This is a genomic window from Burkholderia cepacia complex sp. TUM26381 (assembly GCF_057439935.1).
Genome location: NZ_CM172006.1, coordinates 2,280,235 through 2,301,367, shown reverse-complemented (window position 1 = coordinate 2,301,367; position 21,133 = coordinate 2,280,235). Strand labels below are relative to the sequence as shown.

At 66.9% G+C, this 21,133-nt stretch carries 15 protein-coding genes and 7 tRNA genes; 16 read left to right on the top strand and 6 right to left on the bottom strand.

Features of this window, described 5'->3' with window-relative positions:
* Window positions 1-108: 108 nt before the first annotated feature.
* The 3 genes from ACWMMN_RS10760 to ACWMMN_RS10750 are packed head-to-tail and all read right to left on the bottom strand — an operon-like array spanning window position 109 to window position 5,900.
* The gene (locus tag ACWMMN_RS10760) at window positions 109-1,524 is read right to left on the bottom strand and encodes an efflux transporter outer membrane subunit (RefSeq protein WP_059236707.1); all 1,416 of its coding nucleotides are present in this window, start codon (window positions 1,522-1,524) and stop codon (window positions 109-111) included.
* The gene (locus tag ACWMMN_RS10755) at window positions 1,517-2,692 is read right to left on the bottom strand and encodes an efflux RND transporter periplasmic adaptor subunit (RefSeq protein WP_256085040.1); all 1,176 of its coding nucleotides are present in this window, start codon (window positions 2,690-2,692) and stop codon (window positions 1,517-1,519) included. The genes ACWMMN_RS10760 and ACWMMN_RS10755 overlap by 8 nt, the downstream gene beginning before the upstream one ends.
* A complete protein-coding gene (locus ACWMMN_RS10750; RefSeq protein WP_486422652.1) occupies window positions 2,682-5,900 on the bottom strand; it encodes an efflux RND transporter permease subunit in 3,219 nt (1,072 codons plus the stop codon). Before ACWMMN_RS10750 ends, ACWMMN_RS10755 begins: the two co-directional genes overlap by 11 nt.
* A gap of 295 nt (window positions 5,901-6,195) precedes the next feature.
* Here ACWMMN_RS10750 and ACWMMN_RS10745 point away from each other — a divergent pair, with 295 nt between their 5' ends.
* From ACWMMN_RS10745 to ACWMMN_RS10720, 6 genes are all read left to right on the top strand, one after another.
* Complete coding sequence (locus ACWMMN_RS10745) at window positions 6,196-6,549, top strand: hypothetical protein (RefSeq protein WP_059233813.1); 354 nt, start codon at window positions 6,196-6,198, stop codon at window positions 6,547-6,549.
* A 145-nt stretch (window positions 6,550-6,694) separates the two neighbouring features.
* Complete coding sequence (locus tag ACWMMN_RS10740; protein ID WP_059233814.1) at window positions 6,695-8,578, top strand: extracellular solute-binding protein; 1,884 nt, start codon at window positions 6,695-6,697, stop codon at window positions 8,576-8,578.
* Between the two features lie 50 nt (window positions 8,579-8,628).
* Entirely contained in the window at window positions 8,629-9,672 is a 1,044-nt protein-coding gene (locus tag ACWMMN_RS10735; RefSeq protein ID WP_059233815.1) for a microcin C ABC transporter permease YejB, read from the top strand.
* Between the two features lie 48 nt (window positions 9,673-9,720).
* Window positions 9,721-10,818, top strand: coding sequence for an ABC transporter permease (locus ACWMMN_RS10730; RefSeq protein WP_256085037.1), 1,098 nt, complete (start codon window positions 9,721-9,723; stop codon window positions 10,816-10,818).
* Complete coding sequence (locus ACWMMN_RS10725) at window positions 10,815-12,437, top strand: ABC transporter ATP-binding protein (RefSeq protein WP_059233817.1); 1,623 nt, start codon at window positions 10,815-10,817, stop codon at window positions 12,435-12,437. Before ACWMMN_RS10730 ends, ACWMMN_RS10725 begins: the two co-directional genes overlap by 4 nt.
* Before the next feature lie 128 nt (window positions 12,438-12,565).
* Window positions 12,566-13,240 (top strand): C40 family peptidase, encoded by a 675-nt coding sequence (locus ACWMMN_RS10720; protein ID WP_059233818.1) that lies wholly within the window; start codon window positions 12,566-12,568, stop codon window positions 13,238-13,240.
* Between the two features lie 153 nt (window positions 13,241-13,393).
* Here the strand turns inward: ACWMMN_RS10720 and ACWMMN_RS10715 are convergent, their stop codons facing one another.
* Window positions 13,394-14,308, bottom strand: coding sequence for a patatin-like phospholipase family protein (locus ACWMMN_RS10715; protein ID WP_059233819.1), 915 nt, complete (start codon window positions 14,306-14,308; stop codon window positions 13,394-13,396).
* A gap of 279 nt (window positions 14,309-14,587) precedes the next feature.
* On the opposite strand from ACWMMN_RS10715, the gene gltX reads away from it, so the two are divergent.
* The 9 genes from gltX (at window position 14,588) to ACWMMN_RS10670 (ending at window position 17,788) form a co-directional block, all read left to right on the top strand.
* Window positions 14,588-15,997 carry a glutamate--tRNA ligase gene (gene gltX, locus ACWMMN_RS10710; RefSeq protein WP_059233820.1) on the top strand — a complete coding sequence of 470 codons (1,410 nt, stop codon included), beginning with the start codon at window positions 14,588-14,590 and terminating at the stop codon, window positions 15,995-15,997.
* Window positions 15,998-16,125: 128 nt separating this feature from the next.
* Window positions 16,126-16,201: transfer RNA gene (locus ACWMMN_RS10705), tRNA-Ala, on the top strand.
* Window positions 16,202-16,337: 136 nt separating this feature from the next.
* Window positions 16,338-16,413: transfer RNA gene (locus ACWMMN_RS10700), tRNA-Glu, on the top strand.
* Window positions 16,414-16,493: 80 nt separating this feature from the next.
* Window positions 16,494-16,570: transfer RNA gene (locus tag ACWMMN_RS10695), tRNA-Asp, on the top strand.
* Between the two features lie 63 nt (window positions 16,571-16,633).
* Window positions 16,634-16,709 (top strand) — tRNA-Glu (locus ACWMMN_RS10690).
* A 79-nt stretch (window positions 16,710-16,788) separates the two neighbouring features.
* Window positions 16,789-16,865: transfer RNA gene (locus ACWMMN_RS10685), tRNA-Asp, on the top strand.
* A 66-nt stretch (window positions 16,866-16,931) separates the two neighbouring features.
* Window positions 16,932-17,007: transfer RNA gene (locus ACWMMN_RS10680), tRNA-Glu, on the top strand.
* Between the two features lie 73 nt (window positions 17,008-17,080).
* A tRNA-Asp gene (locus tag ACWMMN_RS10675) sits at window positions 17,081-17,157 on the top strand.
* Between the two features lie 166 nt (window positions 17,158-17,323).
* Window positions 17,324-17,788: a GNAT family N-acetyltransferase gene (locus ACWMMN_RS10670; RefSeq protein WP_486422651.1), complete on the top strand. Its 465-nt coding sequence runs from the start codon at window positions 17,324-17,326 to the stop codon at window positions 17,786-17,788.
* A gap of 24 nt (window positions 17,789-17,812) precedes the next feature.
* Here ACWMMN_RS10670 and ACWMMN_RS10665 read toward each other — a convergent pair whose 3' ends face one another.
* Window positions 17,813-18,688 carry an AraC family transcriptional regulator gene (locus tag ACWMMN_RS10665; RefSeq protein WP_486422650.1) on the bottom strand — a complete coding sequence of 292 codons (876 nt, stop codon included), beginning with the start codon at window positions 18,686-18,688 and terminating at the stop codon, window positions 17,813-17,815.
* Window positions 18,689-18,945: 257 nt separating this feature from the next.
* On the opposite strand from ACWMMN_RS10665, the gene ACWMMN_RS10660 reads away from it, so the two are divergent.
* On the top strand, window positions 18,946-19,362 hold the full coding sequence (locus ACWMMN_RS10660) for a gamma-glutamylcyclotransferase family protein (protein WP_059233823.1): 417 nt from the start codon (window positions 18,946-18,948) through the stop codon (window positions 19,360-19,362).
* Between the two features lie 127 nt (window positions 19,363-19,489).
* Here the strand turns inward: ACWMMN_RS10660 and aceB are convergent, their stop codons facing one another.
* Window positions 19,490-21,082: a malate synthase A gene (gene aceB, locus ACWMMN_RS10655; protein ID WP_059233824.1), complete on the bottom strand. Its 1,593-nt coding sequence runs from the start codon at window positions 21,080-21,082 to the stop codon at window positions 19,490-19,492.
* Window positions 21,083-21,133: the final 51 nt, after the last annotated feature.

Sequence of the window (21,133 nt, the reverse complement as noted above, 5' to 3'; positions counted from 1 at the left end):
CGGAGTCCTTTTCAAGTGTCGGTGGCCGGTGCCGCGAGGGCGATGCCGGCAGGAACCACGTTATCGGGTGCGTCAGTGCAGGCGCCGGGCGTGCCGATGAAGAAACGTTCATGAATGCGCGCGGTGCCAGCCGCCGCCGAGCGCGCGCACGAGCCCGACGGATGCCTGCAGGCGCCGCGCGTCGGCATCGAGCGACGCGATCTGCGTATCGAGTTCGGTCGTCTGCGCCGTGACGACGTCGAGATAGCTGACCGCACCGTCGCGATAGCGCGACATCGCGAGTGCAAGCGACTGTCGCGCCGCGACGAGCGCGGCGTCGTCCTGGTCCGATTCGTCGCCGAGGCGATGCAGCAGCGCGAGATCGTCCTCGACTTCGCGGAACGCCTGCAGCACGACGGCGCGATAGCGCGCGCCCTGTTCGGCGAACTGCGCACGTGCCTTGCGTACGCCCGCGGCACGCAGGCCGCCGTCGAACAGCGTCATCGCGAGGCGTGGCCCGATCGACCAGATCTCGTTCGGCGCGGCGAGCCACGGCGAAAACGTATCGCTCTGGAAGCCGGCGTCGAGGCCGAGCGACAGGTCGGGGAAATAGGCCGCGCGGGCGACGCCGATGCGTGCGTTCGCGGCTGCAACGCGGCGTTCGGCGGCGGCGACGTCCGGCCGGCGTTCGAGCAGCGTCGACGCGAGCCCGGTCGGAATCGACGGCACGCCCGGCAGCGCCGCGACGGGCGGCAGCGTGAACGTCGACGCGGATGCGCCGACGAGCGCCGCGATCGCGTGTTCGTCGAGTGCGCGGCGCGCGGCGATGTCGGATGCGCGCGCCTGGGCGAGCGCGAGTTGCGTTTGTGCACGCGACACGTCGAGCCCCGATGCGAGGCCGCCTCGATGACGGCTGACCGTCAGCTGCCACGCGCGGCGGTACGTGTCGATCGTTTGCGCGAGCGTATCGGCTTCGCGGTCGAGGCCCGCGAGGTCGAAGTAGGTGCCGGCCACGCTGGCCTGCAGACTGAGCCGGACCGACGCGAGATCATCGTCGGCCGCCTGCGCCTCGTTGCGGTCGGCCGCGACCGTGTTGCGGACCTTGCCCCACAGATCGACGTCATAGCCGATGCCGGCTTCGAGCGTGTTCGACTCGTAGACGTCGGGCTGGCCGCTGCCGCGCAGCGGCCGGCGCGCCGACTGCCGGTCGCGGTCGGGTTCGGCATCGATGCCCACGGTCGGCAGCAATGCCGCATGCGCTGCGTCGAACAGCGCGGCAGCTTCGTCATGCCGCGCGACGGCGACCGCGAGATCGGGATTCGCGTGTGCGACGAGCGGTTCGAGCCGGTCGAGCGTCGCATCGCCATACACGCGCCACCAGCCGTCGCGAGGCAGCCGGTCGGCCGGGGCGGCATCGACCCACGGGCCCGTTTCGCGAAACGCGGCCGGCACCGGAACATCCGGCGCGCGACTGGTCGGTGCGAGCGAGCAGCCGGCAAGCAGCGCGACACTGCCCAACAATGCAGCAAGCGGTCGGTCAGCCATGCGCGTGCTCCGTCGTCGCGGTGCCGGCGGCGCGTACGGGGTCGCCATCGGCGAGCGAATCCGGCGGATTGTCGATCACGCGATCGCCGGCTGCGAGCCCGGATGCGATCTCGACACGCGTGCCGAGGTCGGTCGCGATCGACACGTTGCGCAACCTGGCGTGCCCGTTCGCGTCGAGCACCGCGACCTGCAACCCGTCTTGGCGGAAGATCAGCGTGCTGGCCGGAATCGTCAACGCATGCGCGGCGCCGGGCATCGCGATCCGCACCTGCGCGTATTCGCCGGGAAACAGCGTGCCTGCCGGATTGGCGATCGAAAACTGCGCGAGCAGCGTGCCGGAAGCCGGGTCGATCGACTGCGCGGAATCCGCGAGCGTTGCGTTGAACGTCGTGCCGGGGCGCTCGGGCACGGTCAGCGCGACCTGCATGCCCGCACGGATCGCGGTCGCGTCGTCTTGCGGCACGTGGACGTACAGTCGCAGCCGCCGCGCATCCGACACGGTGAAGAGTTCGGCGCCGTTGCCGCTTCCCGCGTCGATCAGCGCGCCGACGTCGGTCTTGCGGGCCGTCACGATGCCGTCGAACGGCGCGGTGAGCCGCTTGAACGATTCGAGCGCGTCGAGCCGCCGTACGTTGGCGGTGCTCGCTGCGACGGCCGCGCGTTTCGCGTCGAGATCGCTGCGCTTCTCGTCGGCCTCCTGCTGCGAGACGGAATCCTGCGCAAGCATCTCGGCCCACCGTGCGGCCGTGATGGCGGCGAGCCGTTCGTTCGCGCTCGCGCTTTGCAGGTCCGCGCGGGCCTGTTGCAACTGCTGGTCGAGATCGGGCGTATCGATCGACGCAAGCAGCTGGCCGGCCTTCACATGCGCGCCGATGTCCGCGTACCACGCATGCAGGTAGCCCGGCACGCGCGCATAGATCGGTGCGTCGACATACGCGTCGAGGCGGCCCGGCAGCACGAGTGCGTCGGCCGCGGCCGGCTGCGGCGCGACCGTTGCGACGGTTGGGATCGCTTGCTGCGCAGTCCACGCGGCGACCGCGTGCGCGTCATGCATGCGGGCGAAGACACCGGCGGCCGCGACGGCGAGCGCGGCGACGGCGCCTGCGATCGCGAGCGGCTTCAGATAGCGCGGCGTGCCGGGGGGACGGACTTCGAATTCAGTGGACATGCTGTTCTCCCGGAGTGACGGAAAGGGAATCGGAGCGCGGCGCGCGATCGCGCCGGTGGACGAGGCTGAACACGACGGGGACGAACACCAGCGTCGCGACGGTCGCGCACAGCAGGCCGCCGATGACCGCACGGCCGAGCGGCGCATTCTGTTCGCCGCCGTCGCCGAGACCGAGGGCCATCGGCGCCATGCCGATGATCATCGCGAGCGCGGTCATCATCACGGGCCGAAAGCGCGTGAAGCCGGCCTCGAGCGCGGCGGCGGCCGCGTCGGCGGTGTGCGCGAGCCGTTCGCGCGCGAAGGTGACGACGAGAATGCTGTTCGCGGTCGCGACCCCCATGCACAGGATCGCGCCCGTCAACGCCGGCACCGACAGCGGCGTGCGCGTGACGAACAGCATCCAGACGATGCCGGCGAGCGCGGCAGGCAGGCCGCTCACGATCACGAACGCGTCGCGCCAAGAATGGAAGTTCACGACGATCAGCAGGTAGATCAGCAGCACCGCGCCGGCGAGGCCGGCGAGCAACCCGCCGAATGCGCCGTTCATCGTCTGCACCTGGCCGCGCACGGTCACGCGTGATCCCTTCGGCAGGTCGGCGGCGCTCGCGCGCAGCACGCGTTCGATGTCGGCGCTGACCGCACCGAGATCGCGATCCTGTGTGGTCGCGAAGATGTCGTAGAGCGGCGCGATGTCGTAGTGCGACACGACCGCGTCGGTCTGCCCGCGCACGATCGTCGCGAGACCGCCGAGCAGTTGCGGGGCGCCCGTGCGGCCCGTGACGGGCAGCGCGCGCAGGTCCGACAGCGACGTCATCCGGTATTGCGGCGTCTGCGCGACGATCGGATAGGACACGCCGTTGCGCGGATCGAGCCAGTAGGTCGGCGACACCTGGCTCGTGCCGGACAGGCTGGCGACCACCGCATTGGTGACGTCCTGCTCGGTGATGCCGAGCGGCGCGGCGCGCGCGCGGTCGACCGACACCGTGAACTGCGGATAGGTCGACGCCTGCTGCACGCGCGCATCGGCGACGCCCGGCACCGCGCGTATGCGCCGCAACAGCGCGGTCGCATACGCGCGGTTGGCCGCCCGGTCGGGGCCCGTCACCTGCACGTCGATCGGCGCCGGTGCGCCGAAGTTGAGGATCTGGCTCACGATGTCGGCGGGCAGGAACGAGAACGTCACGCCCGGAAAGGCACGCGGCAGCTCGGTGCGCAGTTGCTTCACGTAGCCGGCCGTCGGCGCGTGGTCGCCCGTGAGCGACACGAGGATGTCGCCGTCCTGCGGGCCGATGGTGCCGCTGTTGCTGTACGTGAGGTTGATCCCGCTATTGGGCAACCCCATGTTGTCGACGATGCTCGCGAGCGAATGCGGCGGCACGACCGCGCGCACCGTGCGCTCGACGCGGTCGAACAGCGCGGCCGTTTCCTCGATGCGCGTGCCGATCGGTGCGCGCACGTGGATCGCGATCTCGCCGGAGTCGACCGACGGGAAGAAATTGCGGCCGAGCCCCGGCACCAGCGCGAACGATACGGCGACCCCCGCGAGGAACCACACGACGAAGCGGGCGCGGTAGGTGAGGGCGAGGCCGAGCAAGACCCGGTAGCCGGCGCGCAGTGCGGCGAAGCGGCGCTCGAAACCCTGCTGGAACGCGACGAGCGGATTGCGTGCGCGCGGCGGCGTGAACGGTGTGCCATGCGGTGCGAGCACGGCCACCGGATGCGCGGCATGCGGTTTCAGCAAGTAACGGGCCATCATCGGCACGAACGTGCGGGACAGCACGAACGACGCGATCATCGCGAAGATCACGGCTTCGGCCATCGGCACGAACAGGAAGCGCGCGACGCCGTCGAGCAGCAGCATCGGCACGAACACGATGCAGATGCACAGCAGCGATACGAAGGCCGGCGCGACGATCTGCGACGCACCGTCGAGGATCGCGCTGCGCACGTCCTTGCCCTGTTCCAGATGCCAGTTGACGTTTTCGATCGTGACGGTCGCGTCGTCGACCAGAATGCCGACCGCGAGCGCAAGCCCGCCGAGCGTCATCACGTTGAGCGTCTCGCCCGCGGCGGCAAGCGCGGCGATCGCCGCCAGTACCGCGAGCGGAATGGACGCGGCGATGATCAGCGTCGAGCGCCAACTGCCGAGGAACAGCAGGATCATCGCGGACGTGAGCGCGGCGGCGATCAGGCCTTCGCGCGCGACGCCGCTCACGGCGCCCTTGACGAACACCGACTGGTCGCCCATCACGACGAGCCGGAGCGACGGCGGCAGCGTCGCCTCGATGCGCGGCAACTGCGCCTTGACGCCCGCGATGATGTCGAGCGTCGACGCCGAGCCGCTTTTCAGCACGCTCATCAGCACCGCGCGGCGGCTGTCGACGCGCACGATGTTGCCCTGCGGCGGAAAGCCGTCGCGTACATGCGCGACGTCGCGCATGAAGATCACCGCGCCGTTGACGGTCCGGATCGGCAGCGCGTTGAGCTGGTCGATGGACAGCGGGCTGTCGTTGAGGCGGATGTTGTACTCGAAGCCGCCGATCTTCTGCGTGCCGGCCGGAATGATCTGGTTCTGCTGCGCGAGCGCGGTCGCGACATCCTGCGCGGACAGCCCCTTGGCCTGCAGCGCCTGCGGATCGAGATCGATCTGCACCTGGCGCACCTTGCCGCCGTACGGCGACGGAATCGCGACACCCGCGACGGACAGCAACTGCGGCCGGATCACGTTGGTCGCGTAGTCGCCGAGCTGCTGTTCGTTCAGCGTGTCGCTCGTCAGCGCGAGTTGCAGCACGGGCACCGTCGACGCGTTGTAGTTGAGGATTTGCGGCGGCGTGGTGCCGGGCGGCATCTGCTTGAGCACGGTCTGCGAGATCGACGTGACCTGCGCGGTCGCGGTGCGGATATCGACGCTCGGCTGGAAGAAGATCTTGACGATCCCGAAGCTGCGGAACGATTGCGACTCGATGTGCGCGACATCGTTGACCGTCGTGCCGAGCGTGCGCTCGTAATAGGTGACGATGCGCCCGGACATGTCGGCCGGCTGCAGGCCCGCGTAGTTCCATACGACGCTGATGACCGGAATCCGGATGTCGGGGAAGATGTCGGTCGGCGTGCGCAGCGCCGCGAGCGGCCCCGCGATCAGGATCAGCAGCGCGAGGACGATGAACGTATAGGGGCGCGCGAGCGCGAGTCGGACGAGTTTCAGCATCGGCGAGGTCTCCGCCGGCGCGGGCGCCGGCCTGTCAGCGAAGTGCCGAAGCGTGGCGGGAGCCCGATTCGGCTCGCGCAGTGTGCGTGGCGCCGCTTAACGCCGGGCGCGGGGCAGGATGAAAGATGTTTTAGGAATGGGTGCGGAGAGGGCAAACGGGCGCCGATTGTTACAAGACGTTAGCGCGAGCTTCCCGTTGCGATGCGGCGCATCAGTTCTTACAAACTTGAAATATGCGGAAACGGGGCTTGCCGTTATAGTCGAATCACACATGACACAACCAGAAGAGGAATCCATGAAGACTTTGCGTGTTGCCTCGCTCTTGACCGGTATGACGGCCTTGCTCGTGTCGGGCGCAGCAATGGCGGGAGTCAATGTCGGGATCAACGTCGGCGTGCCGGCCCCGGTCTACGTCGCGCCCGCACCCGTGTATGCGCCGCCACCCCCGCCGCCGGTCGTCTATCAGCCTGCGCCGGTGTATGCGCCGGCCTATGCGCCGGCGCCGACGATCGTGATCGGCTGGCACGGCGATCGTTACTGGGACGGCCGCCGCTACTGGGGCCGCGACGAGTGGTATCGCCGCCATGGTCGCGGCTGGGGCGACGATCGTGGTCACTGGGATCACGGCCGCCACAACGGCTGGCGCTGATCGGCGCGTCGCGCACGCGTGACGCGTGCGCCGCGACTGCCGGTCAACGAGAAAACCGCCCGCGTGGCGGTTTTCTTTTGGCCCGACGGATTGAATGGGTAGAATCGGTCCACGTTACATCCCCCATTCGACCGACAGGGCCTCTATGACGAAGGGTTCGCCCCGGGCCGCCGCCGCGCGAGCCTGCCTCGGCGCGCAGCGTGGCGTACGGGCCGCCGGCCGCGTCGCTGCGGCGTTTGCGCTGTACGCGGCGCTGGCCGCGCCGGCCGCACACGCGGCCTATGCGATCGCGCAGTACGGCGAGCCGAAGTATCCGCCGGGTTTCAAGCATTTCGACTACGTCAACCCCGACGCGCCGAAGGGCGGCACGCTCGTGCTCGCGAACCCGAACCGGCTGACGTCGTTCGACAAATTCAATCCGTTCACGATGCGCGGCAATCCCGCACCCGGCATCGACAACCTGTTCGAGAGCCTCGCGACGGGAAGTTCGGACGAACCGGCGTCCGCCTACGGGCTGCTCGCCGACGACATCGACGTCGCGCCCGACCGCCGTTCGGTCACGTTCCACCTGAATCCGCGCGCGCGCTTCTCGAACGGCGACCGCGTCACCGCCGACGACGTCAAATTCTCATTCGATACGCTGAAGAGCAAACAGGCCGCGCCGCAGTTCGGCGCATATTTCGCGGAGATCGCGAAGGCCGTGGTGGTCGATCCGGCCACCGTGCGTTTCGAGTTCCGCAGCGCGAATCGCGAGCTGCCGCTGATCGCCGGCGGCGTGCCGGTGTTCTCGCGCAAGTGGGGCTTGCGCGCGGACGGCTCGCGCATCCCGTTCGACCAGCTCGCGTTCGAGCAGCCGATCGGCAGCGGCCCGTACCTGATCGAGCGTTACGACAACGGCCGCACGATCACCTACCGGCGCAATCCTGCGTATTGGGGCGCCGACCTGCCGGTGCGGATCGGCACCAACAATTTCGCGCGGATCGTCTACAAGCTGTACGGCGACGGCGTCGCGCGGCTCGAGGCGTTCAAGGCCGGCGAATACGACGTGCTCGTCGAGTACATCGCACGCAACTGGACACGGCGCGACGTCGGCAAGCGCTTCGACAGCGGCGAGCTCGTCAAGCGCGAATTCCGCCAGCATAACGGCGCCGGCATGCAGGGCTTCTTCATGAACCTGCGCCGGCCGCTGTTTCGCGACGTGCGCGTGCGCCAGGCGCTCGACCTCGCGTTCGACTTCGAATGGCTGAACCGCCAGCTGTTCTATAGCGCGTACACGCGCCTCGACAGCTATTTCGCCGACACGGACCTGCAGGCGACCGGTACGCCGGGTGAAGGCGAGTTGAAGCTGCTCGAGCCGCTGCGCGCGCAGCTCGACCCGGCCGTGTTCGGCCCGATGGTCACGCAACCGGACACGAACCCGCCGGGCTCGCTGCGTGCGAACCTGCTGAAGGCGCGCGCATTGCTCGCACAGGCCGGCTGGACCTATCGCGACGGTGCGCTGCGCAACGCGAAGGGCGAACCGTTCACGTTCGAGATCCTCGACGATTCGGGCGCCGCGATGGAAGGTGTCGTGACGGCCTATCAGCGCAATCTCGCGAAGCTCGGCATCGACGCACGTTTTCGCACGGCCGATTTCGCGCTGCTGCAGAAGCGCCTCGATGCGTTCGACTACGACATGACGACGATCCGCTTGCCGGGCGTGCAGGTGCCGGGTGCCGAACAATACTCGCGTTACGCGAGCAAGTTCGCCGACGAACCGGGCTCCGACAACTTCATCGGGTTGAAGTCGCCGGCCGTCGACGCGTTGCTGCACGCGCTCGGCACCGCGCAGACGCGCGAAGACCTGCTCGACGCGACGCACGCGCTCGACCGCGTGCTGATGCACGGCTATTACGCGGTGCCGCAGTGGTACAGCACGACGCACCGGATCGCGTACCGGCACACGCTGGCCTATCCGCAGACGTTGCCGCTGTACTATTCGGCCGAGGGCTGGGTCGTGTCGACCTGGTGGGCGAAGCCCGATCACTGACCCGCGCCGCCCCTTCGTCCAACCCGCCACCGATCACGAGTCGACGCCCTATGTGGAGCTACATCCTCAAACGCCTGCTGCTGATGATCCCGACGCTCATCGGCGTGCTGACCCTCACGTTCGCGGTGATCCAGTTCGTGCCGGGCGGGCCCGTCGAGCAGGCCGTGCAGGAACTGCGCAAGGGCGCGACGGAGCAGGGCGCGGTGCCGTTCGGAATGCGCGCGCACACCGGTGTCGACGCGCAGCAGCTCGCGCAGCTCAAGGCGCTGTACGGCTTCGACAAGCCGCCGCTCGAACGCTACTGGCTGATGCTGAAGCGCTTCGCGCGCTTCGATCTCGGCGACAGCTATTTCCGCCACCAGAGCGTGTGGTCGCTGGTCGTGCAGAAACTGCCCGTGTCGATCAGCATCGGGCTGTGGACGTTCTTCCTCACGTACCTGATCTCGGTGCCGCTCGGCATCGCGAAGGCCGTGCGCAACGGTTCGCCGTTCGACGTCGCGACGAGCCTCGTCGTGCTCGTCGGGTATGCGATCCCGGGTTTCGTGCTCGGCGTGCTGCTGCTCGTGCTGTTCGGCGGCGGCTCGTTCTGGCAGCTCTTTCCGTTGCGCGGCCTCACATCGGACAACTTCGCGCAGCTGTCGCTCGTCGGCAAGGTGCTCGACTACCTGTGGCACATCGCGCTGCCGATCACGGCGTCGGTCGTCGGCAGCTTCGCGGTCGTCACGATGCTCACGAAGAATGCGTTTCTCGACCAGATCCGCCGGCAATACGTGCTGACCGCGCGCGCGAAGGGGCTCTCCGAGCGCAGCGTGCTGTGGAAGCATGTGTTCCGCAACGCGATGCTGCCGCTGATCGTCGGCTTCCCGGCCGCGTTCATCGGTGCGTTCTTCACGGGCAGCCTGCTGATCGAGACACTGTTCTCGCTCGACGGCCTCGGGCTGCTGTCGTACGAGTCGGTCGTGCGGCGCGACTATCCGGTCGTGCTCGGCACGCTGTACCTGTTCACGCTGATCGGGCTCGCGACCAAGCTGGTCTCCGATCTCTGCTATGTGTGGGTCGATCCGCGCATTCAATTCGACAACCTGGAGCGCTGACATGAAACGATCCATCCGCATGCCGGGCGCCATGGGGCGAGGAGCGCGATGAACCGGGCCGTTGCATCATCCCGCATCGACGCCGCGCGGGCGCGCGTGTCGCCGTCACCGGCGCGCCGCGTGTGGCAGCGCTTCAGGCAGCAGCGCCTCGGCTACTGGAGCTTCGTGATCTTCGTCGTCGCGTTCGCCGCGAGCCTTGCGGCGCCACTGTGGTCGAACGACAAGCCGCTCGTCGTGCGCTACGACGGCCAGACCTATTTCCCGATGTTCCATGCGTATCCGGAGACGACTTTCGGCGGCGATTTCCCGACGCCGGCCGACTATCTCGATCCGTACGTGCGCAAGCGGCTCGAGGCACCCGGCAACTTCGTCGTCTATCCGCCGAACCACTATTACTACGACACGCTGAATTACTTCTCGAACGTGCCGAACCCGGCGCCGCCGTCGCGCGAGAACTGGCTCGGCACTGACGCACAGGGGCGCGACCTGCTCGCGCGGCTCGTGTACGGGTTCCGCATCTCGGTCGAGTTCGGGCTGATCCTGACCGTGATCGGCACGCTGCTCGGGATCGCCGCGGGCGCCGTGCAGGGCTTCTTCGGCGGGCGCATCGACATCGTCGGGCAGCGGCTGATCGAGATCTGGAGCTCGTTGCCCGAGCTGTACCTGCTGATCATCTTCGCGTCGATCTTCGAGCCGAGCTTCCTGCTGCTGATCGTGCTGCTGTCGCTGTTCGGCTGGATCGGGCTGGCCGACTACGTGCGCGCGGAATTCCTGCGCAACCGCACGCAGGACTACGTGCGCGCGGCCCGCGCGATGGGGCTCACGAACGCGCAGATCATCTGGCGCCACGTGCTGCCGAACAGTCTTACGCCGGTGATCACGTTCCTGCCGTTCCGGATGAGCGGTTCGATCCTCGCGCTCACGAGCCTCGATTTCCTCGGGCTCGGCGTGCCGCCGCCGACGCCGAGCCTCGGTGAGCTGCTCGCGCAGGGCAAGGGCAACCTCGACGCATGGTGGATCTCGCTGTCGACGTTCGGCGTGCTGGTCGCGACGCTGCTGCTGCTGACCTTCATGGGTGACGCGCTGCGCAACGCGCTCGACACGCGGATCGCCGATTCGGTGCGCGCAGCGGGAGGCCAGCGATGAGCGAGTCGACCGTATCGACGCAGCCCGAACCGCTGCTGTCGCTCGAGCATCTGCACGTGCGCTTCGGCGACACGGTCGCGGTGGACGACGTGACGCTCGCGATCGGCCGCGGCGAGCGCGTCGCGCTCGTCGGCGAGTCGGGTTCCGGCAAGAGCGTGACCGCGCTGTCGATCCTGCGCCTGTTGCGCGACGCCGACGTCAGCGGCGCGATCCGTTTCGCGGGGCAGGACCTGGTGGGCAAGAGCGAGCGCGAGATGCGCGGGCTGCGCGGCTCGGACATCGCGATGATCTTCCAGGAGCCGATGACGGCGCTCAATCCGCTGTATACGATCGGCGTGCAGATCGGCGAGACGATCGTGCTGCACGACGGCGTCTCGGCGGTCGAGGCGCGCAAGCGCGCGATCGCGTTGCTCGCCCGCACGGGCATTGCGGAGCCGGACAAGCGCGTCGACAGCTACCCGCACCAGTTGTCGGGCGGCCAGCGGCAGCGCGCGATGATCGCGATGGCGCTCGCATGTCGGCCGCGGCTGCTGCTCGCCGACGAACCGACCACCGCGCTCGACGTGACGATCCGCGCGCAGATCGTCGACCTGCTGCTGGAACTGCAGCGCGAGGAAGCGGAAAAGCGCGGGATGGCGATCCTGCTGATCACGCACGACCTGAATCTCGTCAGACATTTCGCCGAGCGCATCGCGGTGATGGAGCGCGGCCGGCTCGTCGAGAGCGGGCCGGTCGAGCGGATCTTCGCGGAACCCGAGCATCCGTATACACAGCGGCTGCTGAACAGCCGGCCGCAGCGCGCCGTCATGCCGGTGATGCCGATCGCGCCCGTCGTGCTCGACGCGCGGCACGTGAGCGTGCAGTTCGCGCGCAAGCGGCCGGGCATCGCGGGCTGGTTCGGCACGCTGCCGGTGACGGCCGTCGCGGACGTGTCGGTGTCGGTGCGGCAGGGCGAGACGCTCGGCATCGTCGGCGAATCGGGGTCGGGGAAGTCGACGCTCGCGATGGCGCTGCTCGGGCTGCAGAAGACGGCCGGCGGCGAGATCGAATTCCAGGGGCGCGCGCTGTCGACCTATCGCGGCCGCGAACAGACCGCGCTGCGCTCGAACATGCAGGTGGTCTTTCAGGATCCATTCAGTTCGCTTTCGCCGCGTCACACGATCGAGCGGATCGTCGGCGAGGGGCTCGAGCTGCATCGCCCGGACATGACGCCCGATGCGCGCCGCGCGAAGTCGCTCGCGGTGCTGCGCGAAGTGGGCCTCGACCGCACGGTGCTGCACCGGTATCCGCACGAATTCTCGGGCGGGCAGCGCCAGCGGATCGCGATCGCGCGGGCGCTGGTGCTGGAGCCGCGGATCCTGATCCTCGACGAGCCGACGTCGGCGCTCGACGTGTCGATCCAGCAGCAGGTGCTGAAACTGCTCGCGAATTTGCAACAGAAATACAACCTCGGCTATGTGTTCATCAGCCACGACCTGGAGGTGATCGGCGCGATGGCGCACCGCGTCGCGGTGATGCAGGACGGTGCCGTCGTCGAGTCGGGAGAGGTGTCCGACATTTTCACGAGACCGTCACATCCTTACACACAAAAGCTGTTGAAAGCGGTCTGGAAAGCGTGATAGGTGTCCAATGGTCTGACCATCTCGATTGTATTTTTTAATTTGTTTTGACAAACGATTACGCGCTGGCTAGTATCGACCGAAATTTTCCGCCAATCAGCTGATTTTTAAGCACATTCCATCGACCAATGCAGCATCGATCCCTGACCCAGGCATGCGCGCGCACCATCGCCGGGCTGTTCATCGGCGCCCTGTTCGCAGCAGCTCCCGGCGCGTTCGCCGACGAAGTCAGCAGTTTTAACCAGAATGTCACCAATTCGACTCAGATCGGGTCGGGTTCCTCCCTCCAGCAGACCAGTGCACAGCCGTCGAGCGGCGGCGCGAAGTCGTTCCTTGCCGGCATGGCGGGCAAGGCAGGCGACGTGGTCGTCGGCGCGCTGAACATGATCGGCGTGCGTTATCGCTGGGGCGGCAACTCGCCGGATTCGGGCCTCGACTGCAGCGGCTTCGTGCGCTACGTGTTCCAGGACACGCTCGGCATGTCGCTGCCGCGTCGCGCGGAAGAGATGAGCCGCGTCGGCGAGAAGGTGAGCATGAGCAACCTGAAGCCGGGCGATCTGGTGTTCTTCAACACGATGCGCCGCACGTTCTCGCACGTCGGCATCTACATCGGCGACAACAAGTTCGTGCACTCGCCGTCGACGGGCAGCACCGTTCGCGTCGACGATCTCGATAGCGGCTACTGGGAAAAGCGGTTCACCGGCGCGCGCCGGATCGAGTCGGAATTCCCGATGAAGGCAGAAGACCTCCGTCAGCGCGTGCGCGCGACGATCGGCGACGATTCGGCGAACGGCAACAACTGACGTTTGCCGGTCAGCCAGGCCGGAAAAAAACCCTGTCACCGAAAGGCGGCAGGGTTTTTTGTTTTTGGGCCGGCGCCGGCGGCGCGGCGGACATCGCTCTGCGGGCAGCAGCGGGGCGCCGGCATGGAGCGCCCCTTCCCGTGACGCGCGTGCTTACGCAGCAGCCATGCCGCGCGCGGCCGCGAGCTTGCGCTGCAGCTCCGGCATGATGCGCGCGACGGCTTCCTCGCCCGCGAGGATCGCCGCGTTGCGCTGGTTGAAGTCGCTGCCGCCCATCGCCGCGAGGTTCGGGCGAATCACGACGTCCGCGTACTTGTCGAGCTCGTAGGTCTTGATCGTCTGGCCCATGATCGTGAAGGTCTGCAGCAGCATCTCGATCGGGTTGTTGGTCGCGGCGCCGTCCGGCCGGGCCGAGATGTCGACCGCGATCACGAAGCTCGCGCCCATCTTGCGCGCGTACGACGCGGGCACCGGGCTCACGAGGCCGCCGTCCACATATTCCCGGTTACCGATCTTCACCGGCTCGAACACCGACGGCACGCTGCACGACGCGCGCACCGCGAGCCCCGTGTTGCCCTGCTGGAACAGGATCGGCTGGCCGCTCTGCAGATCCGTCGCGACGATGCCGAGCGGCTTCGCCATCTTCTCGATCGGCCGGTTGTTCAGCGTCTTGTTCAGGAAGTTCTGCAACGCGACGCCTTGCAGCAGGCCGCGCGAGCGGAACGGCAGCGCCCAGTCGCTGATCGCCGCCTGATCCATGTCCAGCGCGATCTTGTTGATCTGCAGCGCGCTCATGCCCGATGCGTAGAGTGCGCCGACCACCGAGCCCGCGCTCGTGCCGGCGACGATCTCGACCGGGATGCCGCGCGCCTCGAGCGCCTTCAGCACGCCGATGTGCGAGAAGCCGCGCGCGGCGCCGCCGCCGAGCGCGATGCCGATCTTCACGGGCTTCTCTTGCGGCTGCGCCGTGTTGGGGCGGGACTTGTCGCCGAATGACGTGCAGGCGGCGAGGCTGGCGGACGCGCAGGCGATCGTGAAGTGGCGGCGCGACAGGCGAGGGGACGACATCGAATGGTTCTCCGGCGGCTTGGCGGCGGGTTACACGGCCCGCGGCGGCGATAGGTTTCAAGCGGCCGCGCGGCGGGTTCCGTGCGGCCGGCGCCGCGCCGGCTGGCGGCCGCGGCGCGCACATCATAAAGCAAGCGGTGCGCTTGGCGCGCTGTCCGGCGCGAGTATAATTCCGGCTTCTTTCCCGTTCCGGGCGTCGCCGGCTCCGTTGCTGTCCGGGCTGCTGCTGCCGTCCCGCGTCGAATCATTCATGCGCCCCAGGCGTTCGAGTTACCGTTTATGACCCGTCCTGTCCGTACCCGCTTCGCGCCGAGTCCCACCGGCTTCATTCACCTCGGCAACATCCGCTCCGCACTCTATCCGTGGGCGTTCGCCCGCAAGATGGAAGGCACGTTCGTGCTGCGCATCGAGGATACCGACGTCGAGCGTTCGTCGCAGGAAGCGGTCGATGCGATCCTCGAAGGGATGCAATGGCTCGGCCTGGATTTCGACGAAGGCCCGATCTACCAGATGCAGCGGATGGACCGCTATCGCGAAGTGCTCGCGCAAATGCTCGAGAAGGGCCTCGCGTACCCGTGCTACATGTCGGCCGAAGAGCTCGACGCGCTGCGCGAACGCCAGCGCGAAGCCGGCCTGAAGCCGCGCTACGACGGCACGTGGCGTCCGGAGCCCGGCAAGGTGCTGCCGGAGCCGCCGGCCGGCGTGAAGCCCGTGCTGCGTTTCCGCAATCCGCTGACGGGCACGGTCGTCTGGGAAGACGCGGTGAAGGGGCGTGTCGAGATCTCGAACGAAGAGCTCGACGACCTCGTGATCGCGCGCCCGGACGGCACGCCGATCTACAACTTCTGCGTGGTGGTGGACGACATGGACATGGGCATCACGCACGTGATCCGTGGCGACGACCACGTGAACAACACGCCGCGCCAGATCAACATCCTGAATGCGCTCGGCGGCGAAGCGCCCGTCTATGCACACCTGCCGACCGTGCTGAACGAGCAGGGCGAGAAGATGAGCAAGCGCCATGGCGCGATGAGCGTGATGGCGTACCGCGACGCAGGCTTCCTGCCCGAAGCGGTCGTCAACTATCTCGCGCGCCTCGGCTGGTCGCACGGCGATGCCGAGATCTTCTCGCGCGAGCAGTTCGTCGAGTGGTTCGATCTCGAGCATCTCGGCAAGTCGCCCGCGCAGTACGACCATAGCAAGCTGAGCTGGCTGAACGCGCATTACATCAAGGAAGCCGACAACGCGCGCCTCGCCGGACTCGCGAAGCCGTTCCTCGACGCGCTCGGCGTCGACGACGCGGCGATCGCGACGGGCCCCGCGCTCGATGCGGTGGTCGGCCTGATGAAGGATCGCGCGACGACGGTCAAGGAGATCGCGGAAGGCGCGGCGATGTTCTACCGTGTGCCGGCACCGGAAGCCGACGCGCTCGCGCAGCACGTGACCGATGCGGTACGGCCGGCGCTGGCCGATCTCGCCGCCGCGCTGAAGGCGGCCGACTGGACGAAGGAAGCGGTGTCCGCGGCGCTGAAGGCGACGCTCGCCACGCACAAGCTGAAGATGCCGCAACTCGCGATGCCGGTGCGCCTGCTGGTGGCGGGCACCACGCACACGCCGTCGATCGACGCGGTGCTGGTGCTGTTCGGTCGTGACGTCGTGGTGTCGCGCATCGAGGGCGCGCTCGCCTGAGGTTCGTGCGTCAGTGAAGCTGTCTGCGCGTGAGCGCACGGCAGCTTCGCAAAATATTTCGTGCGAATCGCAAAAAGGGTATTTACAAGTTCAAAGTAGGTCCATATAATCTCATTTCTGTTCTGCAAGGGGGTATAGCTCAGCTGGGAGAGCGCTTGCATGGCATGCAAGAGGTCAGCGGTTCGATCCCGCTTACCTCCACCAACAGAACAAGCTGGATTGATTTGCGAAGCAGCGGTAGTAATAAATGCTTCACAAAATGATTCAAAGCAGTTAGAATTTCGGCCTTCGCTGTTGACCGTAAGTGATAGCGAAAGTCAGACAGATCTGAAAAGATCATGTCCCCTTCGTCTAGAGGCCTAGGACATCACCCTTTCACGGTGAGTACAGGGGTTCGAATCCCCTAGGGGACGCCAGATTCAGCGGCGTTTCGTAGAAGTGTCGCGAGGCTTGCAGGAACGTAACCGACGTCCTGCAGGTAACGGTGCAGAAAGTTGGAGCGGTAGTTCAGTCGGTTAGAATACCGGCCTGTCACGCCGGGGGTCGCGGGTTCGAGTCCCGTCCGCTCCGCCAGAACGAAGCCCGTTCAAGACGTTTTTGAGCGGGCTTTTGTATTAAAGGTGTAAGCAGTACGTTGTCCCCTTCGTCTAGAGGCCTAGGACATCACCCTTTCACGGTGAGTACAGGGGTTCGAATCCCCTAGGGGACGCCAGATTCAGCGGCGTTTCGTAGAAGTGTCGCAACGCAGGCAGGAACGTGACGATGTCCTGCAGGCGGTGGTGCAGAAAGCTGGAGCGGTAGTTCAGTTGGTTAGAATACCGGCCTGTCACGCCGGGGGTCGCGGGTTCGAGCCCCGTCCGCTCCGCCAGAACGAAGCCCGTTCAAAGAACGTTTTTTGAACGGGCTTTATCGTTAAAGATGTAAGCAGTACGTTGTCCCCTTCGTCTAGAGGCCTAGGACATCACCCTTTCACGGTGAGTACAGGGGTTCGAATCCCCTAGGGGACGCCAGATTTCAGCGTCGTTCGAATAAACGACGCGCCGGCAGGAAGTAACCGACGCCTGCCAGGCAAGCAGCAAGACTGGAGCGGTAGTTCAGTCGGTTAGAATACCGGCCTGTCACGCCGGGGGTCGCGGGTTCGAGTCCCGTCCGCTCCGCCAAAAAATGAGAAAGCCCGCCTTGTGCGGGCTTTTTCATTTGTGCTTCCGGTCGCACCTGTCGCACACCGAACTTCCGCGTCCGGCACCTCACTGCTACGAGAAATTCGCGATTGCATCCGTACGCGACTGCGCTATCGTGGCGGGATGCGTTCTTGACCCCTGCGTGATGCTCGATCCGACCGACCTGCGACTCCTGTATCAGCTCCGGCCTGCGGAGCCGGGCGATTTCCCGTTCGCCGAAGCGCTGACGCACGGCAACATGGGCGGCTACTACAAACGCCATGGGCTCGTGTGGCGCAGCGACCTGTTCTTTGCGAGCTGGCGTGAATCCGAGAACTTCATCCTCGAGGCCGACGGCGAGCGCATCGGCGTGCTGCGCGTGACCGAGGAGGGCGACTCCCTGCATATCCGCGACGTGCAGATCGCGGCCGGCCATCGCGGGCAGGGCGCGGGTACCTACATGCTCGACATGTCCCACCGCTGGGCGCGCGCGCGCGGGCTGCACGAACTGCAGTTGCGCGTGTTCGTCGACAACCCGGCCGCGCGCCTTTACCTGCGCATGGGCTACCGGGTCGCCGGGCCGCGGCTCGCGCAACTCGGCTCGATCCGCCACATGGTGCGGTCGGTCTGACGGGCCGGCGATCCGGTCATGCGGTCAGCGGACCATGTCGATCGCGTCGTCGTCCGGGGCGTCGTGTTGCGCGGCGCTGCCCTCCAGGCCTCGATGCTCGTAGCCGCGCAGCATGAACGCGCGCGGGCTTTCGCCGAATGCACGCCGGAACATCGCCGAGAACGCGCTCTGGCTCTGGTAGCCGAGTTCGCGCGCGATATGCGACAGCGGGCGACCCTGGTTCAGCAGCGGGATTGCCCGCGCGAGCAGCGCCTGCTGGCGCCACTGCGAAAAGCTCACGCCCAGTTCCTGCTTGAAGAGCCGCGAAATCGTGCGGGTGCTCGCGCCGACCTCGCTCGCCCAGTGTTCGAGCGACTCCGCATGCGCGGGATGCGCGAGCACCGATTCGCACAGCATGCGCAGCCGTTTCTCGTCGGGCATCGGCACGGCGAGCGGCAGCGGTTCGGCGTGACTCAACTCGTCGAGCACGAGCCCGCACAGCAACCGCTCGCGCGCGGCGCTCAGATTGCGCGCGTCGAGCGCGATGATCAGTTCGCGCAGCAGTCCCGTCACCTCGACGACGCGGCACGCATCGAGCCCATCCGGCACGATCGACTCGTCGATATACAGCGTGCGCAAATAGGCTTCCTCGACGATCACGACCTCGTGCGTCACGTGCGGTGGCACCCAGATCGCGCGGGACGGCGGCACCATCCAGGTCGTACCGGTCGTCGCGACGCGCAGCACGCCGCGCGACGCGTACGCGAGCTGCGCCCACGCATGCGTGTGCAGCGGAATACGGTGGCCGGCGTCGACCTGCCGGGCGCGCACGCGCATCGGATGGACGGCGGTCGGCGCGAATTCGGGCGGGATGTCGATGACGTACGGGTTCGATGCGTCGGCTTGGACGGGCGGATTCATGGACGGTTCGGGCAGCGCGGCGGCGATGCCGTTATTTTAGAAGGCACCGCGCAAGCGCATGCGGCGGTTTTTCGGGCGATCATGCCGGGTTCAAATGAACTTTGTGTGGGTGCCGGCGATTCCCGGGCGGCTGCCCGCGGTCGCGCGTGCCGCCGGGTTCGAACCATCGGGCCGGTATCGTGGTCTATCGATGCACGTGCATTTTCATGTGAATCGCGCGCGAACACGGCAATAACGAATCGAAGAGGAGAACCACGATGCGCTACGTATTCGTCTACGGCACCTTGAGAGCCGGACAGGCCAACGACATCGGCCATGCGGCCGCACGGCATGGAATCGCGGCGCCGACGCTGCTGGGCGCGGCCGCGCTGCCGGGCGAGCTGTACGATTTCGGCACGTATCCGGGGATGATCGCCGGGCCGGCGGCCGGCAAGTCGCTGGTCTGGGGCGATGTCTACGAGGTCGACGAACAGTTGGTCCCCGTGCTCGACGAGATCGAGCGCGTCTATCCGGGCGTCGACTCGCTGTTCAAGCCGGAGGAGGTGACCGTCGAGCTCGGCGGCCGGCAGTATGCGTGCCTGTACTATCCGATCGCCGCGCATGCGGTAGCCGGGCGTCCGCGCATTGCGTCGGGTGACTGGGTCCAGCACCGGCGCGAGCAGGAAGCCGCCTGAGCGGCCCGGCCGCAGCCGGATTCGTGTCAAAAGAAAAAAGCGCCCCGCAGGGCGCTTTTTTCATGCGGTCATCGCATGCGGCTGGCGGCGGCGCGTGGCCGGCCGCCGGTCGCAGCGTGACGCGTCGTCAGATTTCCTCGTACAGCGGCAGCGTCAGGAATTCGGTGAAGCCTTCCGACGTCGACATGTGTTCGAAGATGGCCGCAGCGCGCTCGTACGGCTGCGCGTCGCCGCCGACCGAGCGCTTCACGTTGTCGAGCTCGATCTTCGAGAATTCACGCACGAGCTCGGCCGTGACCTTGCGGCCGTCGTCGAGCACGCCCTTCGGCGAGCGGATCCACTGCCACACCTGCGAGCGGGAGATCTCGGCCGTGGCCGCGTCTTCCATCAAGTTGTGGATCGGCACGCAGCCGTTGCCGTCGAGCCATGCACCGAGGTAGTGGATGCCGACGTTGATGTTGTTGCGCAGGCCGGCTTCGGTGATCGGCGCTTCCGGCTGGAAGTCGAGCAGGTTCTTGCCTTCGACCTGCACGTCGTCGCGCTGCTTCGCGATCTGGTTCGGCTTGTCGCCGAGCACCTTGACGAACTCTTCCATCGCGATCGGCACGAGGCCCGGGTGCGCGACCCAGCCGCCGTCGTAGCCGTCGGTCGCGTCGCGCTGCTTGTCCGAGCGCACGCCGCCCATTGCCTTGTCGTTCGCTTCCGGATCGTTCTTGATCGGGATCAGCGCGCTCATCCCGCCGATCGCCGGCGCGTTGCGCTGGTGGCAGGTCTTCAGCAGCAGCAGCGCGTACGCGCGCATGAACGGCACCGTCATCGTGATCTTCGAACGCTCGGCCAGGCAGAAGTCGCGGTCGTTCTTGAACTTCTTGATCGCCGAGAAGATGTAGTCCCAGCGGCCGGCGTTCAGGCCCGAGCTGTGTTCGCGCAGCTCATACAGAATCTCGTCCATCTCGAACGCGGCGAGGATCGTCTCGATCAGCACCGTCGCGCGGATCGTGCCGCGCGGCACGCCGACCGCTTCTTGCGCGGCGACGAAGATGTCGTTCCACAGGCGCGCCTCGAGATGGCTTTCCATCTTCGGCAGGTAGAAGTACGGGCCCGAGCCGCGCGCGATCAGTTCCTTCGCGTTGTGGAACAGGAACAGCGCGAAATCGAAGATGCCGCCGGACACGCGCTGGCCGTCGACCGTCACGTGCTTCTCGTCGAGGTGCCAGCCGCGCGGACGCACGATCAGCGTCGCGACCTTGTCGTTCAGCCGGTATGACTTGCCGTTCTGCTCGAGCGAAATCGTGCGGCGCACCGCGTCCTTCAGGTTGATCTGGCCGTCGATCTGGTTGGTCCAGCTCGGTGCGTTCGAATCCTCGAAGTCCGTCATGTACGAATCGGCGCCCGAGTTCAGCGCGTTGATGATCATCTTGCGCTCGACGGGGCCCGTGATTTCGACACGGCGGCATTGCAGGTCGGCCGGCAGCGGTGCGACCTTCCAGTCGCCTTCGCGGATCGACTTCGTCTCGGCCAGGAAGTCGGGGCGCTCGCCTGCGTCGAGGCGTTTCGTGCGTTCGACGCGCGCCTGCAGCAGCGTCTGGCGACGCGGTTCGAACGTGCGGTGCAGCGCCGCGACGAGTTCCAGTGCTTCGGGCGTCAGGATCGCTTCGTAACCCGGCTTGATTTCGCCGGTGATCGTCATGCCTTGCGGCAGCGTGATCGGGGTGCTCATGAGTCTCATCTCCTTGGTCGGTCAGTTGCGGTTTCGGTGAAGGGGGAAGGC